We start from the raw sequence: 15,129 nt of genomic DNA on the forward strand, positions 1-15,129 counted from the left end.
AATCCTGCACTGAATCACACTCGGGTTCTAACCCCGATACTCTGGCCTTTCCGCCAACCCCTCCTTCAAATAATCCACCAGCTTTCTCACCTTCGGCGACAAATGCCGTTGCTGTGGATACAACGCCCAAACCGCGGTGTTCGGCGGCTGATGCGCCTCCAGCAACGAAATCAACGCACCGCTTTTCAAGTGCTCCAGCACGTAATAATCCGGCAACTGACACAACCCCACGCCCTGTAGCGCGGCATCCAGTACCGCTTGCCCACTGTTGCAACGCCAGTTTCCCTGCACCCGTTGCGAAAATTCCCGCCCGTTCTGCTCCAGTTGCCATAAGTCCGAGCTGCCAATGAGGCAGTTGTGGCGGCTGAGCTCCGACAGGCTGTGCGGCCGGCCATAGTGTTCAAGGTAAGAAGGGGATGCGCAGAGAAACATGCGCCGTGGCGCGAGGCGGGCGGCGACCAGCCGTGAATCCTGCAGGCGTCCGAGGCGGATCGCCAGATCAAGGCCGTCATGGACCAGGTCGAGTTGGCGGTTGGTCAATTCAATGTCGACTCGCAGTTGCGGATACAGCCCCATGAAACGCGTCACCAGCGGCACGATGAAGCGTTCACCGTAAGCCACGGCACACGTCATGCGCAGCATGCCTTTGGGTTCGCTGGTCAAGTCACCCACTGCTCGCAGCGCTTCTTCGCGACCGTCCTGCAAGCGTTGGCAATGTTGCAGGAAGGTTTGCCCAGCCTCGGTCAGCGTGACACGGCGGGTACTGCGGTAGAGCAAGCGGGTTTGCAGGCGCTCTTCGAGGCGTACGATTTGTCGACTGATATGGGAGGAAGAAACCCCCAGGCGTTCCGCAGCCGCGGTGAACTGGCTGCACTCGGCAACGGCGACAAACTCGTCGATCCCTTCCCAGCGATATTCGGACATGAATGATTATCCCTGTACGGCAATAATATTTTGCATTTGACTCGATTATTCATCGTTGGGCCGTGTATTACACTCCCAGTCTCGTTTTTATTCACTGGAGAACCACCATGATCAAGTCGCGCGCCGCCGTTGCCTTCGAGGCCAAGAAACCTCTGGAGATCGTTGAAGTCGATGTTGCCATGCCCAAGGCGGGTGAAGTGTTGCTGCGCGTGGTGGCCTCCGGTGTTTGCCATACCGATGCCTATACACTGTCCGGCGCTGATCCGGAGGGCATCTTCCCGTCGATCCTCGGCCATGAAGGTGGCGCGATCGTGGAAGCGATTGGCGAGGGCGTAACGTCCGTCGCGGTCGGCGACCATGTGATCCCGCTGTACACCCCGGAATGCCGCCAGTGCAAATTCTGTCTGTCGGGCAAAACCAACCTCTGCCAGGCGATTCGCGCGACCCAGGGCAAGGGCTTGATGCCGGACGGCACATCGCGTTTTTCCTACAAGGGCGAAACGATTTTCCACTACATGGGGACGTCCACGTTTTCCGAGTACACGGTCCTGCCGGAAATCTCCGTAGCGAAGATCGCTAAAGAAGCGCCACTGGAAAAAGTCTGCCTGCTGGGCTGTGGCGTCACCACCGGCATTGGTGCGGTGCTCAACACCGCCAAGGTGAAACCGGGTGATACCGTGGCCATTTTCGGCCTCGGCGGCATCGGTCTGTCGGCGGTGATTGGCGCGGTGAAAGCCAAGGCTGCGCGCATCATTGCCATCGACATCAACCCGGCGAAATTCGAAATCGCCAAACAGTTGGGTGCAACCGATTGCGTGAACCCGAAAGACTTCGATCGTCCGATCCAGGAAGTCATCGTCGACATGACGGATGGTGGCGTCGATTTTTCCTTTGAGTGCATCGGCAACGTGCAACTGATGCGCGCGGCGCTGGAATGCTGCCACAAGGGCTGGGGCGAGTCGGTCATCATCGGTGTTGCCGGTGCCGGCCAGGAAATTGCTACCCGTCCGTTCCAACTGGTCACCGGCCGCGTCTGGCGCGGTTCGGCGTTCGGTGGCGTACGTGGCCGTACCGAGTTGCCGAGCTATGTGGAAATGGCCGAGACCGGTGAAATTCCGCTGGATACCTTCATCACCCACACCATGGGTCTGGAAGATATCAACAAGGCGTTTGACCTGATGCATGAAGGAAAAAGCATCCGTTCCGTCATCCATTTCTGAGAAGCAGCTGCAAGCTACAAGCTTCAAGCGGCAAGCAGATCGTATCGGCCTGGCGCTTGAGGGTTTGGTTTTCAGTGAGGAGTTTGCAATGAGTTTGGAAAACATCTCCTGCCAGAAAAGTTTTGGCGGCTGGCACAAGCGCTATCGCCATCGCTCGGAAGTGCTTGGTTGCGACATGGTGTTCGCCGTCTACCTGCCGCCGCAGGCGGAGCAGGGCGGCAAGCTGCCGGTGTTGTACTGGTTGTCCGGCCTGACCTGCACCGACGAGAACTTCATGCAAAAGGCTGGAGCCATGCGCATGGCCGCCGAGTTGGGGTTGATCATCGTCGCACCGGACACCAGCCCTCGCGGTCCTGATGTGCCGAGCGATCCGGACGGCGCCTGGGACTTCGGCCTCGGTGCCGGGTTTTATCTGAATGCCACCCAGGAACCTTGGTCGCGTCACTATCGGATGCACGACTATGTCGTGCAGGAATTGCCGACATTGGTCGAAGCCCATTTCCCTGCGTCGGACAAACGCGGCATCAGCGGTCACTCCATGGGCGGCCACGGTGCGCTGGTCTGCGCCTTGCGCAATCCGGGGCGCTATCTGTCGGTGTCGGCGTTCTCGCCCATCAACAATCCGATGGATTGCCCGTGGGGACACAAAGCCTTCTCCCGCTATCTGGGCGAGGACCGTTCGAAGTGGCGCGAATGGGATGCCTGTGTATTGATTGCCGAGGCCGAAGAAAAGCTGCCGTTGTTGGTCGACCAGGGTGATCGCGACGATTTCCTTGCCAACCAACTCAAACCGGACGCCTTGCAGCAGGCGGCCAAACTGGCCGGTCACCCGCTGACGTTGCGCCTGCAACCGGGCTATGACCACAGCTATTTCTTCATCGCCAGTTTCATTGACGACCACTTGCGGCATCACGCGCATGCTCTGGTTGGCTAATGCAGGTAGAATCACGCCCTGACAAAAATCGGGGCGTTTTTTTATGCGTATTGGCCACGGCTATGATGTGCACCGTTTCGCTGAAGGCGATTTCATCACTCTGGGCGGCGTGCGCATTGCACACAGCTTCGGGCTGCTCGCTCACTCTGACGGTGACGTCCTCTTGCACGCCTTGAGCGATGCCTTGCTCGGCGCCGCTGCGCTGGGTGACATCGGCAAGCACTTCCCGGATACCGACCCACAATTCAAGGGCGCCGACAGCCGTGTGCTGTTGCGTCACGTCGTCGCGCTGGTCCAGGCCAAAGGCTGGAAAGTCGGCAACGTCGATAACACCATCGTCGCCCAGGCGCCGAAAATGGCCCCGCATATCGAATCGATGCGCGCGCTGATTGCCGCGGATCTTCAAGTAGAGTTGGATCAAGTGAACGTGAAAGCTACCACCACCGAAAAGCTCGGCTTTGTCGGTCGCGAAGAAGGCATTGCCGTGCACTCCGTTGCCTTGTTGCTGCGCGCATGAACGAACTGCAATTGCTCGGCCCGCGGGCTTATGGTGAAGCCCTGGGTACTGCGGTACTCAAAGCCATCGCGGAAGATTTCCAGGTCGACGAAGTTCTCGACATTCCCCTGAGTGGCGAAGGCGAACACCTGTGGATCTGGGTGGAAAAGCGCGGTCTGAACACAGAGGAAGCGGCGCGGCGGATTGCCAAGGCCGCGGGTGTGCCATTGCGCACCGTCAGTTATGCCGGGCTCAAGGATCGTCAGGCGTTGACTCGCCAGTGGTTCAGCGTGCAGTTGCCGGGCAAGGCCGACCCAGATCTGTCGGCCGCGGAAAACGATACGCTGAAGATCCTCAAGACCGCCCGCCACAAGCGCAAGCTGCAACGCGGTGCGCACTCGGCCAACGGCTTTACCTTGCGCCTGACGCAGTTCGCTGGCGACAAGGCTGCACTTGAAGAGCGTCTGCAACTGATCGCCAAACACGGCATCCCCAATTATTTCGGCGCCCAGCGGTTCGGCCATGACGGCGGCAACGTCGTCGATGCTCGCGCCTGGGCCGCGCGCAAGGCCTTGCCGGAGCAGCGCAACGTGCGCTCGCGCCTGCTTTCCACAGCGCGCAGTTTTCTGTTCAATCAAGTGCTGGCCGCACGTGTCGCCGATGGCACCTGGCAGCGTGCCCAGGTGGGCGATCTGCTGGCGTTTACCGACAGCCGCAGCTTTTTCCCGGCAGGCGAAGCCGAGTGCAGCGACCCGCGCCTGGCGATTCTCGATCTGCACCCGACCGGTCCGCAGTGGGGCGAAGGTGACTCGCCGGCCACGGGCGTTGTCCATGAACTGGAGCAGGCGATTGCTGCACGCGAAGCGGACCTTCGCGATTGGTTGATCAGCGCCGGAATGAGCCACGAACGTCGCATCCTGCGGCTGCCCATTGGTGGGTTGACGTGGCATTATCCTTCGCTGGACATTCTGCAACTGGAATTCGTCCTGCCGGCCGGATGCTTCGCCACCGTATTGGTGCGCGAGCTTGTTGATCTGGTGCCGGTGGGGCAGACGGACAGCCCATGCGTATTCTGATTTCTAACGACGATGGGGTAACCGCACCCGGTCTCGCCGCGCTTTATGCTGCGCTGGCGGATTACACCGAATGCGTGGTTATCGCCCCGGACCAGGACAAAAGCGGCGCCAGCAGCTCGCTGACGCTCGACCGTCCGTTGCACCCGCAAACCCTGGCCAACGGCTTTATCAGCCTCAACGGCACGCCAACCGATTGTGTGCACCTGGGCCTCAACGGCCTGCTGGAGCGCGAAGCGGACATGGTGGTTTCCGGTATCAACCTGGGCGCGAACCTGGGGGACGATGTGCTGTATTCCGGTACGGTGGCGGCGGCCCTCGAGGGGCGTTTCCTGAAACACCCTTCGTTTGCCTTTTCGCTGGTCTCACGCCAGGTAGATAACCTTCCCACAGCTGCCTATTTCGCGCGCAAACTGGTCGAAGCCCATGCTGACCTGGATCTGCCACCGCGTACGGTACTGAACGTGAACATTCCCAATTTGCCGCTGGACCGTATCCGCGGCATCCAGCTGACTCGCCTGGGCCATCGCGCCCGAGCCGCGGCACCGATGAAAGTGGTGGATCCGCGCGGCAAGTCCGGTTACTGGATCGCGGCGGCCGGGGATGCCGAAGACGGTGGCCCGGGTACCGATTTCCACGCAGTGATGCAGGGTTATGTTTCGATCACGCCGCTGCAACTGGATCGCACGTTCAATGACGCCTTCAGAAATCTGGACGGCTGGCTGGAGGGACTGCGCTGATGGGTCGCGAACAAGACGATATGCTGCGTCGCGGCATTGGCATGACCTCCCAGCGAACCCGGGAGCGGCTGATCCAGCGCCTGTACGAGGAAGGCATCTCCAACGCCAGGGTGCTGGAGGTCATTCGCCGGACCCCGCGTCACCTGTTCGTCGACGAAGCGCTGGCGCACCGTGCCTATGAAGACACGGCGCTGCCGATCGGCAATAACCAGACCATCTCCCAGCCTTATATGGTGGCGCGCATGAGCGAGCTGCTGCTGGAAGCCGGTCCCCTCGACAAGGTGCTGGAAATCGGCACCGGGTCGGGCTATCAGACGGCGGTGCTGTCGCAACTGGTCGAGCGTGTGTTCTCGGTCGAACGCATCAAGGTCCTGCAGGATCGGGCAAAGGAACGCCTGGTCGAATTGAACCTGCGCAACGTGGTGTTCCGTTGGGGCGATGGTTGGGAAGGTTGGCCGGCACTGGCGCCGTACAACGGGATTATCGTCACCGCAGTTGCAACCGATGTGCCCCAGGCACTACTGGACCAGTTGGCACCGGGAGGTCGAATGGTGATCCCCGTCGGGGCCGGCGAAGTCCAGCAATTGATGCTGATCATCCGCGAGGAACAGGGTTTTTCCAGGCATGTTCTGGGGGCTGTGCGCTTCGTGCCATTGCTCAATGGGCCACTGGCCTGAGCATTTGTTTCGGCACGCTGAATTCTCTTCGATTGCCTTTGTCTTACAGCGGCATCGTTGTGTTAAACGGGATTCATCGTCAGGCAGCAAACGTGTGCGCGACGCCAATTCGCCACATTAAAGGTAAAGCGTGCACGGCCCGTTATACTTGCGACAGATCATGCCGGACTCCGGCATTTCACATTTTCAGCCACCACAGAGGGAGCGGCGGGTGAGTCTCACAGTCATTGCGCAGCGTATGAGTAAAACGAGCTTTCAGCGCCTGGTGACTGGCCTTGTCTTGAGCACGTTGCTGGTCGGTTGTTCCAGCAACAAATCCAGCGATGTTCGTGTCGTGGATCGCAACAATGCCGCGCCTCAGCGCCCGGCCGTGACCACGGGACAATACGTCGTCCGTCCCAAGGACACCCTGTTCTCCATCGCTTTCCGTTATGGCTGGGACTACAAGGCCCTGGCGGCACGCAACAACATTCCAGCGCCTTACACCATTCACCCGGGACAGACGATTCGCTTTGATGGTCGCACCGATTCAACGTCGACGGCAGTGGTCAGTTCTTCCAGTTCAACACCTTCGTCGTCGAGTAAAACCACGGTCATCCGTCGTTCGGCAAACGGTACGACCACCAGTACAACGACGGTTGTACCGTCCGTCGCGAACAAGCCTGCACCCGCTCCATTGCCCCCTCCCGGGCCAGCCCCAACCGGCTGGGGATGGCCATCTAATGGCATTCTGATTGGAAAATTCTCTTCAAACGGTAGTTTGAATAAAGGAATTGATATCGCCGGGGATTTGGGACAGCCTGTTTTAGCTGCGTCTGATGGGACGGTGGTATACGCCGGGAGTGGCTTAAGGGGCTACGGCGAATTAGTGATCATCAAACACAGTGAAACCTACGTCAGTGCCTACGGACATAACCGCAGGCTGTTGGTTCGGGAGGGGCAGCAGGTCAAAGTCGGACAGACAATTGCCGAAATGGGGTCAACGGGTACAGACCGGGTGAAACTGCATTTTGAGATTCGCCGCCAAGGTAAACCTGTAGATCCGCTGCAATTCCTGCCACGTCGTTGATTGCTTACCAGCCTGTTCCTCGCGTAGAGGGGACAGGCTCCAGCGTTGCCAGGGAGAAAGGCGCCGCTTGAGCTTGAGGTCGAACTCACCAAAGGACTATAACAATGGCTCTCAGTAAAGAAGTGCCGGAGTTTGACATCGACGATGAGGTTCTCCTGATGGAGAGCAGCATCGATACGGATTCGATGTCGAATGATGAAGGGGCGGCTCCACCTTCCGTTCGTGCCAAATCCAAACACTCCGCATCCTTGAAACAACACAAGTACATTGACTACACGCGGGCACTCGATGCCACGCAGCTGTATCTCAATGAAATTGGTTTCTCTCCCCTGTTGTCACCCGAAGAAGAAGTTCATTTTGCGCGCCTGTCGCAAAGTGGCGATCCGGCCGGGCGCAAACGCATGATTGAAAGCAACCTGCGGCTGGTGGTGAAAATCGCCCGACGCTACGTCAATCGTGGGCTATCGCTGCTGGACCTGATCGAAGAGGGCAACCTCGGCTTGATCCGGGCGGTGGAGAAGTTCGACCCGGAACGCGGTTTCCGCTTCTCGACCTACGCGACCTGGTGGATTCGCCAGACCATCGAACGCGCAATCATGAATCAGACCCGGACTATCCGGTTGCCGATCCATGTGGTCAAAGAGCTGAACGTGTACCTGCGGGCCGCACGGGAGCTGACGCAAAAACTCGACCATGAACCCTCACCCGAAGAAATCGCCAACCTGCTGGAAAAACCGGTGGGAGAGGTCAAGCGCATGCTCGGCCTTAACGAACGGGTCTCTTCGGTCGACGTCTCGCTGGGTCCGGATTCGGATAAAACCCTGCTTGATACCCTGACTGACGATCGCCCAACCGATCCATGCGAACTGTTGCAGGACGACGACCTGTCCCAGAGCATCGATCAGTGGCTCTCGGAACTGACCGACAAGCAACGCGAGGTGGTTGTACGCCGCTTCGGCCTGCGCGGTCATGAAAGCAGCACCCTTGAAGACGTAGGCCTGGAAATCGGCCTGACCCGTGAGCGGGTCAGACAGATTCAGGTGGAAGGCTTGAAGCGGCTGCGCGAGATCCTCGAAAAAAATGGTCTGTCGAGTGAGTCGCTGTTCCAGTAAAGCGCTCACGGCGATGGCAAGAAAAACCCCGACTGGTTCGGGGTTTTTTATTGCCTGGCATTGGTGTGCAACCAGGCACAGATCCAAATGTGGGAGCGGGCTTGCTCGCGAAGAGGCCAGCAGCTTCAACAATACAGTTGCCTGATACACCGCCTTCGCGAGCAAGCCCGCTCCCACGGGGTGGTGATTTGTCTGGCAGGTCCATTTCGCGTTATCTCGGGATTTTGGTTTTGTGTTGTAAGCCCAGGCTTACTCTTGCGTAAGTGTTCGTTATTTTTACACCCTGCTATTCGTCTATTCAGAACGTCTATCAGGTCTATCTTTTTGATTTATATGACTATTTTCTATTATTTATGATGTGTGACAGTTGGATTTCGCACCAAAGGGCGATTGATCGCCAGGGGAAAAGCTCTAGTATTCAGCTGGTGTCGACGGATAGACGCGCCCTTCAAGGATGAGGGGAATGGACATCGCAGGACGCGATTCATCAGGACGATGAAAAGGAACACAGGGAATAGGGAAAAAATGTGGGCGGGTCAAACCGCCCCTTTTTTTGCCCGCAGAAAAGCAAAAAGGCCCTTGTGGGGCCTTTTTCGTGAACGCGGGGGTAATCAGCGTTCGAGGTCAGCGATCTTTCCTGGCTTGCCATCCCACTCTTCAGCGTTGGGCATCGAATCTTTCTTCTCGGTGATGTTCGGCCAGATATCGGCCAACTCAGCGTTCAGCTCGATGAAGTTTTCCATGCCGGCCGGAACCTCATCTTCGGAGAAGATAGCCACGGCAGGGCATTCAGGTTCGCACAGCGCGCAATCGATGCACTCATCCGGGTGAATCACCAGGAAATTCGGGCCTTCGTAAAAGCAGTCCACCGGACAGACTTCTACGCAGTCGGTGTACTTGCACTTGATGCAGTTGTCGGTGACGACGAAGGTCATTTCTAATTTTCTCCTCAGGCGCGGCTTGCTGCGCCCCTTCTCGTAGGGGTCGCCAGGTTCGGGAGCGATAGTCTGCTGGCCAGGCTATTAGCCAGCAGCATCCCAAACCGCGCGAGATTCTAACAGCTTGCAAGCCTATGCGTTAGATCCGTGTCTTTAGTGTATAGAGCATTTCGAGAGCACGACGTGGCGTCATGTCGTCCAGATCGAGCTTGGCCAGGTCATCCAGCACCGGGTGCGGCAGGCTGGCAAACATGTCGCTTTGCTGTGGAGCAGCCGGTTTGCCTTTGGCAGGTGCTGGCGACTCATGGGGCAGGGCGGTGTCTTCCAGGCGGCTCAAATGCTCACGGGCACGGGTGATCACCTCGGTCGGTACGCCTGCCAGTTGCGCAACGGCCAGGCCGTAACTCTGGCTGGCCGGGCCGGGCAGCACGTGGTGCAGGAACACGATGCGCTCGTTGTGCTCGGTGGCGTTGAGGTGCACGTTGGCTACCAGCGGCTGGGCCTCCGGCAGGACGGTCAGTTCAAAGTAGTGGGTAGCGAACAGCGTGTAGGCACGCAGATGCGCCAGGCGTTCGGCCGCCGCCCAAGCCAGCGACAGACCATCGAAGGTGCTGGTGCCGCGTCCGACTTCGTCCATCAGTACCAGGCTGCGCTCGGTGGCGTTGTGCAGAATGTTCGCGGTTTCGCTCATTTCCACCATGAAGGTCGAGCGCCCGCCGGCCAGGTCATCGCTGGAACCGATCCGGGTGAAGATGCGGTCGACCAGCGACAGCTCGCAACTGGCTGCCGGCACGAAGCTGCCGATGTGCGCCAGGAGCACGATCAATGCGGTCTGACGCATGTAAGTGGATTTACCGCCCATGTTCGGACCGGTAATCACCAGCATGCGTGTATTGTCGTCCAGGCTCAGGTCGTTAGCCACGAATGGCGTGGTCAGCACTTGCTCGACCACCGGGTGACGACCCTGGCTGATGCGCATGCAAGGCTCGCTGACGAAGCGCGGGCAGTTCAGGTCGAGGTTCAGCGCACGCTCGGCCAGGTTGCTCAAGACGTCCAGTTCGGCCAGGGCACCGGCGGTGTCCTGCAGGGGTGGCAACTGGCTGATCAGGTCTTCGAGCAGCGCTTCGTAAAGCATCTTCTCGCGGGCCAGAGCGCGGCTCTTGGCTGACAATGCCTTGTCTTCGAACGCCTTGAGTTCTGGCGTAATGAAGCGCTCGGCGCCTTTGAGCGTCTGGCGGCGAACATAGTCGGTCGGTGCCGATTCCGCCTGCTTGCTTGGCAGCTCGATAAAGTAACCGTGGATGCGGTTGTAACCGACCTTCAGGTGCGACAGGCCGGTGCGAGCCTTTTCCCGTGCTTCGAGGTCGATCAGGAATTGCCCGGCGTTTTCGCTCAGCGACTGCAGTTCGTCGAGTTCGCTGTCGTAGCCGGTTTTCAGCACGCCGCCGTCACGAATGACTGCCGGCGGGTTGTCGATGATGGCCTTTTCCAGGAGTGCCGCCAGTTCCGGGTAGGTACTGGTGATGTTGGCGAGTTGCTGGAGATGCGGGGCTTCGAGTTCCGTCATTGCCACTTGCAGCTCGGGCAGTGCACCGAGGGCGTCACGCAAGCGTGCGAGGTCGCGCGGGCGGGCGTTGCGCAAACCGATCCGCGCAAGGATCCGCTCGATGTCGCCGATTTCCTTGAGCTGCGGTTGCAGCCTTTCAAAGCGGTAACCGTCGAGCAGGCACGTGATCGAAGTCTGACGCGCCAACAGCACGGTCAAATCCCGTAGCGGGCGATTCAGCCAGCGGGTCAGCAGGCGACTGCCCATGGCGGTCTGGCAGCGGTCCACCACCGATTGCAGGGTGTTGTCGCGGCCACCGGCCAGGTTGGTGTCGAGTTCCAGGTTGCGACGGCTGGCGCCATCGAGCACCACGGTGTCGTCCAGGCGCTCATGACGCAGGCTGCGCAAATGGGGCAGGGCGGTCCGTTGGGTTTCCTTGGCGTAGGCCAGCAGGCAACCGGCGGCGCCGATCGCCAGGGTCAGGTTTTCGCAACCAAAGCCCTTGAGGTCCTGGGTCGAGAATTGCTGGCACAGGCTTTTGAGCGCCGAATCGCGCTCGAAATCCCACGGCGCACGGCGACGCACACCACGGCGTTTTTCCGCCGGCAGATCCTTGGGCCAGTCATCCGGGATCAGCAGCTCCACCGGGTTGACCCGCTCCAGTTCCGCCAGCAGGTTTTCCCAGCCCTTGATTTCCAGCACGCTGAAGTTGCCGCTGGTGATGTCCAGCACCGCCAGGCCGAAAAGACGCTCATCTCCCAGCACGGCAGCAATCAGGTTGTCGCGACGTTCATCCAGCAGCGCCTCGTCACTCACCGTCCCTGGCGTGATGATCCGCACAACCTGCCGTTCCACCGGCCCTTTGCTGGTGGCCGGGTCGCCGACCTGCTCGCAGATCACCACCGATTCGCCAAGCTTCACCAGTTTTGCCAGGTAACCCTCGGCGGCATGGTAAGGAATCCCGCACATCGGTATCGCCTGCCCGGCCGACTGCCCGCGAGCGGTCAGGGTGATGTCCAGCAACTTGGCGGCCTTCTTCGCGTCTTCATAGAAGATCTCGTAGAAGTCGCCCATGCGGTAGAACATCAGCTGGTCCGGATGCTGGTTTTTCAGGCGCCAGTACTGCTGCATCATGGGGGTGTGGGAGGACAGGTCGGAGACGGCTTTATTCATCGGATTGTCAGGAAGCTCGTTGAAAGAGGTGGGGCAAAAGCGGGGCAACGGCCGGGCTTTTCCGCGATGGGCGCAAGGTTACCATGGGCGCTCTTCTCGACGCAGGCACCACGGTCGGATGGCATCCTTTACGATGCAAAAAACATGTTATGCGTCGACTATGCAATTCTGCATTTGTTTTCTTCGATAAGAACAAGCACTATGCGTGTTATGCAAAAACGCAACGTTTCAACTGTCTTAAGAGCATTGCTCGATCAGCACGGGATCTCCCCCACGGAGCTTCACCGTCGTACCGGCGTGCCTCAATCCACGCTCTCGCGCATTCTCAGCGAGAAGATCGTCGACCCTTCGGATAAACATATTTCGAAGATCGCCGAGTATTTCTCCGTGAGCACCGACCAGTTGCGTGGCCGCGCGGACGTAGCTTCTGCTGCTAATGCCGGGCGCGCTCCCGTGCATTCGGAACTCAAGGATATAAGTCTGTGGGACGACGATACCCCTGTCGATGACGACGAGGTATCGGTCCCCTTTCTTCGTGAGGTTGAATTGGCTGCTGGATCCGGAAGATTCGTCATCGAAGAAAGCGAGCGCTCTAGCCTGCGCTTTGGCAAGCGAAGCCTGCGCCATAACGGCGTGCAGTTCGACCAGGCCAAGTGCGTGACAGTGCGAGGCAACAGCATGTTGCCGGTACTGCGCGATGGCGCCACGGTCGGGGTCAATGCCGGCAAGTGCGGCATTGGCGATATCGTTGACGGCGACCTTTATGCAATCAATCACAATGGTCAATTGCGGGTGAAGCAGCTGTATCGGCTGCCGACCGGGATTCGTCTGCGCAGTTTCAATCGCGACGAGCATCCGGATGAAGATTACACCTTTCAGCAAATCCAGGAGGAGCCGATTGTTATCCTCGGGCATGTCTTCTGGTGGGGTATGTACGCCCGTTAATTCCCTTGCGTTCAGATAAAACCCGCTTATCGAGCGGGTTTTTTTCGTGTGCTGAAAGCATTGGACTGTCTTTTTTGATGCGTTTGTGCATTGACTAAATATGCATTGATGCATAGTCTTGCTGCCTGCCCACTCAAGAATGCGGTGTGGCCGTTCACTCAAGGAGGCATGAAATGACCGCTGAGCAATATGCGTTGCTGGACATGCCTCTTTGGCTACTCATTATCTTGCCAATTCTCGGTGGTGTTGCCGGTGAAATGTGGCGTGCCGACAAAGAGGGCGTTCATGGCTGGCCCCTTGTCCGGCGCCTGAGCCTGCGGTCTGGCTCCAGCATGATCTGCGGCGCTTCGGTCATCATGCTGCTGCATGCCGCCAATGTTTCCATTTGGGCTGCTTGTGCGGGTGGCTGTTTAACGGCGATGGTCGGGACAGACGTAGTTTTAGGGTTGTATGAGCGTTGGGCAGCCAAGCGCCTGGGGATCGGTCATGTCCCGTCCGGTGACGTCGAGGATTGATTCCCCGACAGGCCTTTTCCAGAGCCTCTGGTTCTTTACATTTTGATCGATCCAGTCGCTTGCAAGTGCGGTCTGCTCGTGTACGGTTAACCTCATCCCGCCCGATCAGGAGATGACCGTGAACGAAATCACCCAACTCGCCGCCGAACTCGGCAGACGCCTGCAGGTTCTCAATGCCCACGTCACCACGGCGGAGTCCTGCACCGGCGGAGGCATCGCCGAGGCAATCACCCGTATCCCCGGGAGTTCGGCCTGGTTCGAGGCCGGTTATGTCACTTACTCCAACCGGCAGAAAACCCTGCAACTGGATGTCCCGGTTGAGTTGTTCACTACCGTGGGCGCGGTCAGCCGCGAGGTGGTCGAGGCCATGGTCCGGGGGGCGCAGAAGAAAAACAGCGCGTATTTCTCCGTGGCTGTCAGTGGCATCGCCGGTCCGGATGGTGGAACGGCGAACAAACCGGTGGGCACGGTATGGCTGGCCTGGGGCGTCGGAGACCAGGTGTTCTGTGAGCGGCAGCAGTTCCCGGGTAATCGCGATGACGTCCGCCGACAAACGGTGAAGGCCGCGCTAGAGGGGCTGCTGCGGTATGCCGCGGCAGAAATCTCAAATCAGGGGTAGGCGATCCGGAATCGCTGTGGAATAATACTGGCTACTTATACAGGTGTTGGCCGTCAGGCCTTATTGATTACGTGAGGACTTTAATGGACGACAACAAGAAGAAAGCCTTGGCTGCGGCCCTGGGTCAGATCGAACGTCAATTCGGCAAGGGTGCCGTAATGCGTATGGGCGATCAGGACCGTCAGGCGATCCCGGCTATTTCCACTGGCTCTCTGGGTCTGGACATCGCTCTCGGCATCGGCGGTCTGCCAAAAGGCCGTATTGTTGAAATCTACGGTCCTGAATCTTCCGGTAAAACCACGCTGACCTTGTCCGTGATCGCCCAGGCTCAAAAAGCCGGCGCGACCTGCGCATTCGTCGACGCCGAACACGCCCTCGACCCTGAATACGCCGGCAAGCTGGGCGTCAACGTCGACGACCTGCTGGTTTCCCAGCCGGACACCGGCGAGCAGGCCCTGGAAATCACCGACATGCTGGTGCGTTCCAACGCGGTTGACGTGATCATCGTCGACTCCGTGGCCGCCCTGGTGCCAAAGGCTGAAATCGAAGGCGAAATGGGTGACATGCACGTGGGCCTGCAAGCCCGTCTGATGTCCCAGGCGCTGCGTAAAATCACCGGTAACATCAAGAACGCCAACTGCCTGGTGATCTTCATCAACCAGATCCGCATGAAAATCGGCGTGATGTTCGGCAGCCCGGAAACCACCACCGGTGGTAACGCACTGAAGTTCTACGCATCGGTTCGCTTGGACATCCGTCGTACTGGCGCGGTGAAAGAAGGTGATGAAGTCGTCGGTAGCGAAACCCGCGTCAAGGTTGTGAAGAACAAGGTGGCTTCGCCGTTCCGTCAGGCCGAGTTCCAGATTCTTTACGGCAAGGGCATCTACCTCAACGGTGAGATGATCGACCTGGGTGTTCTGCACGGTTTCGTAGAGAAGTCCGGCGCCTGGTATGCCTATGAAGGCACCAAGATCGGTCAAGGCAAGGCCAACTCGGCCAAGTTCCTGGCAGACAACCCGGAAGTCGCGGCAAAGCTGGAGAAACAACTGCGTGACAAGCTGCTGTCGCCTTCGTCGGTGGCAGACGCCAAAGCTTCTGCGGTCAAAGAGACCGAAGACGACCTAGCCGACGCTGATATCTGATCGAAG

Annotated in this window: 15 protein-coding genes; 12 read left to right on the plus strand and 3 right to left on the minus strand. The window is 58.8% G+C overall.

Annotation, left to right across the window (positions count from 1 at the left end; genetic code table 11):
- Positions 1 to 27: 27 nt before the first annotated feature.
- Positions 28 to 924 (minus strand): LysR substrate-binding domain-containing protein, encoded by an 897-nt coding sequence (locus QMK54_RS06000; protein WP_320402216.1) that lies wholly within the window; start codon positions 922 to 924, stop codon positions 28 to 30.
- Positions 925 to 1,031: 107 nt separating this feature from the next.
- Between QMK54_RS06000 and QMK54_RS06005 the strand changes: the two genes are divergently transcribed.
- From QMK54_RS06005 to rpoS, 8 genes are all read left to right on the plus strand, one after another.
- Positions 1,032 to 2,144 (plus strand): S-(hydroxymethyl)glutathione dehydrogenase/class III alcohol dehydrogenase, encoded by a 1,113-nt coding sequence (locus QMK54_RS06005; RefSeq protein WP_060541048.1) that lies wholly within the window; start codon positions 1,032 to 1,034, stop codon positions 2,142 to 2,144.
- A gap of 88 nt (positions 2,145 to 2,232) precedes the next feature.
- Entirely contained in the window at positions 2,233 to 3,078 is an 846-nt protein-coding gene (fghA, locus tag QMK54_RS06010) for an S-formylglutathione hydrolase (protein WP_320402217.1), read from the plus strand.
- Positions 3,079 to 3,121: 43 nt separating this feature from the next.
- Positions 3,122 to 3,595, plus strand: coding sequence for a 2-C-methyl-D-erythritol 2,4-cyclodiphosphate synthase (gene ispF, locus QMK54_RS06015; RefSeq protein WP_110658031.1), 474 nt, complete (start codon positions 3,122 to 3,124; stop codon positions 3,593 to 3,595).
- Positions 3,592 to 4,650, plus strand: a complete 1,059-nt coding sequence (gene truD, locus QMK54_RS06020; protein ID WP_223593229.1) for a tRNA pseudouridine(13) synthase TruD — start codon at positions 3,592 to 3,594, stop codon at positions 4,648 to 4,650. Before ispF ends, truD begins: the two co-directional genes overlap by 4 nt.
- A complete protein-coding gene (gene surE, locus QMK54_RS06025; RefSeq protein WP_110658035.1) occupies positions 4,638 to 5,387 on the plus strand; it encodes a 5'/3'-nucleotidase SurE in 750 nt (249 codons plus the stop codon). Before truD ends, surE begins: the two co-directional genes overlap by 13 nt.
- Before the next feature lie 41 nt (positions 5,388 to 5,428).
- Positions 5,429 to 6,064, plus strand: coding sequence for a protein-L-isoaspartate(D-aspartate) O-methyltransferase (locus QMK54_RS06030; protein ID WP_172435346.1), 636 nt, complete (start codon positions 5,429 to 5,431; stop codon positions 6,062 to 6,064).
- Between the two features lie 211 nt (positions 6,065 to 6,275).
- Positions 6,276 to 7,133: a peptidoglycan DD-metalloendopeptidase family protein gene (locus QMK54_RS06035; protein ID WP_223593231.1), complete on the plus strand. Its 858-nt coding sequence runs from the start codon at positions 6,276 to 6,278 to the stop codon at positions 7,131 to 7,133.
- A gap of 104 nt (positions 7,134 to 7,237) precedes the next feature.
- Entirely contained in the window at positions 7,238 to 8,245 is a 1,008-nt protein-coding gene (gene rpoS / locus QMK54_RS06040; protein WP_007990225.1) for an RNA polymerase sigma factor RpoS, read from the plus strand.
- 611 nt (positions 8,246 to 8,856) lie between these two features.
- Here rpoS and fdxA read toward each other — a convergent pair.
- Together fdxA and mutS are read right to left on the minus strand one after the other, a co-directional pair.
- Positions 8,857 to 9,180 (minus strand): ferredoxin FdxA, encoded by a 324-nt coding sequence (fdxA, locus tag QMK54_RS06045; RefSeq protein ID WP_223593233.1) that lies wholly within the window; start codon positions 9,178 to 9,180, stop codon positions 8,857 to 8,859.
- Between the two features lie 142 nt (positions 9,181 to 9,322).
- Positions 9,323 to 11,902 (minus strand): DNA mismatch repair protein MutS, encoded by a 2,580-nt coding sequence (gene mutS / locus QMK54_RS06050; RefSeq protein WP_320402218.1) that lies wholly within the window; start codon positions 11,900 to 11,902, stop codon positions 9,323 to 9,325.
- Positions 11,903 to 12,112: 210 nt separating this feature from the next.
- On the opposite strand from mutS, the gene QMK54_RS06055 reads away from it, so the two are divergent.
- The 4 genes from QMK54_RS06055 to recA all read left to right on the plus strand — a co-directional run bounded on the left by QMK54_RS06055 (position 12,113) and on the right by recA (position 15,123).
- On the plus strand, positions 12,113 to 12,847 hold the full coding sequence (locus tag QMK54_RS06055) for a helix-turn-helix transcriptional regulator (protein ID WP_223593246.1): 735 nt from the start codon (positions 12,113 to 12,115) through the stop codon (positions 12,845 to 12,847).
- Between the two features lie 173 nt (positions 12,848 to 13,020).
- Positions 13,021 to 13,362 carry a phage holin family protein gene (locus QMK54_RS06060; protein WP_223593238.1) on the plus strand — a complete coding sequence of 114 codons (342 nt, stop codon included), beginning with the start codon at positions 13,021 to 13,023 and terminating at the stop codon, positions 13,360 to 13,362.
- Positions 13,363 to 13,480: 118 nt separating this feature from the next.
- Complete coding sequence (locus tag QMK54_RS06065; RefSeq protein WP_110658059.1) at positions 13,481 to 13,981, plus strand: CinA family protein; 501 nt, start codon at positions 13,481 to 13,483, stop codon at positions 13,979 to 13,981.
- An 83-nt stretch (positions 13,982 to 14,064) separates the two neighbouring features.
- Positions 14,065 to 15,123: a recombinase RecA gene (gene recA / locus QMK54_RS06070; protein ID WP_046041172.1), complete on the plus strand. Its 1,059-nt coding sequence runs from the start codon at positions 14,065 to 14,067 to the stop codon at positions 15,121 to 15,123.
- Positions 15,124 to 15,129 lie beyond the last annotated feature (6 nt).

Source organism: Pseudomonas sp. P5_109, from assembly GCF_034009455.1.
Classification (GTDB): domain Bacteria; phylum Pseudomonadota; class Gammaproteobacteria; order Pseudomonadales; family Pseudomonadaceae; genus Aquipseudomonas.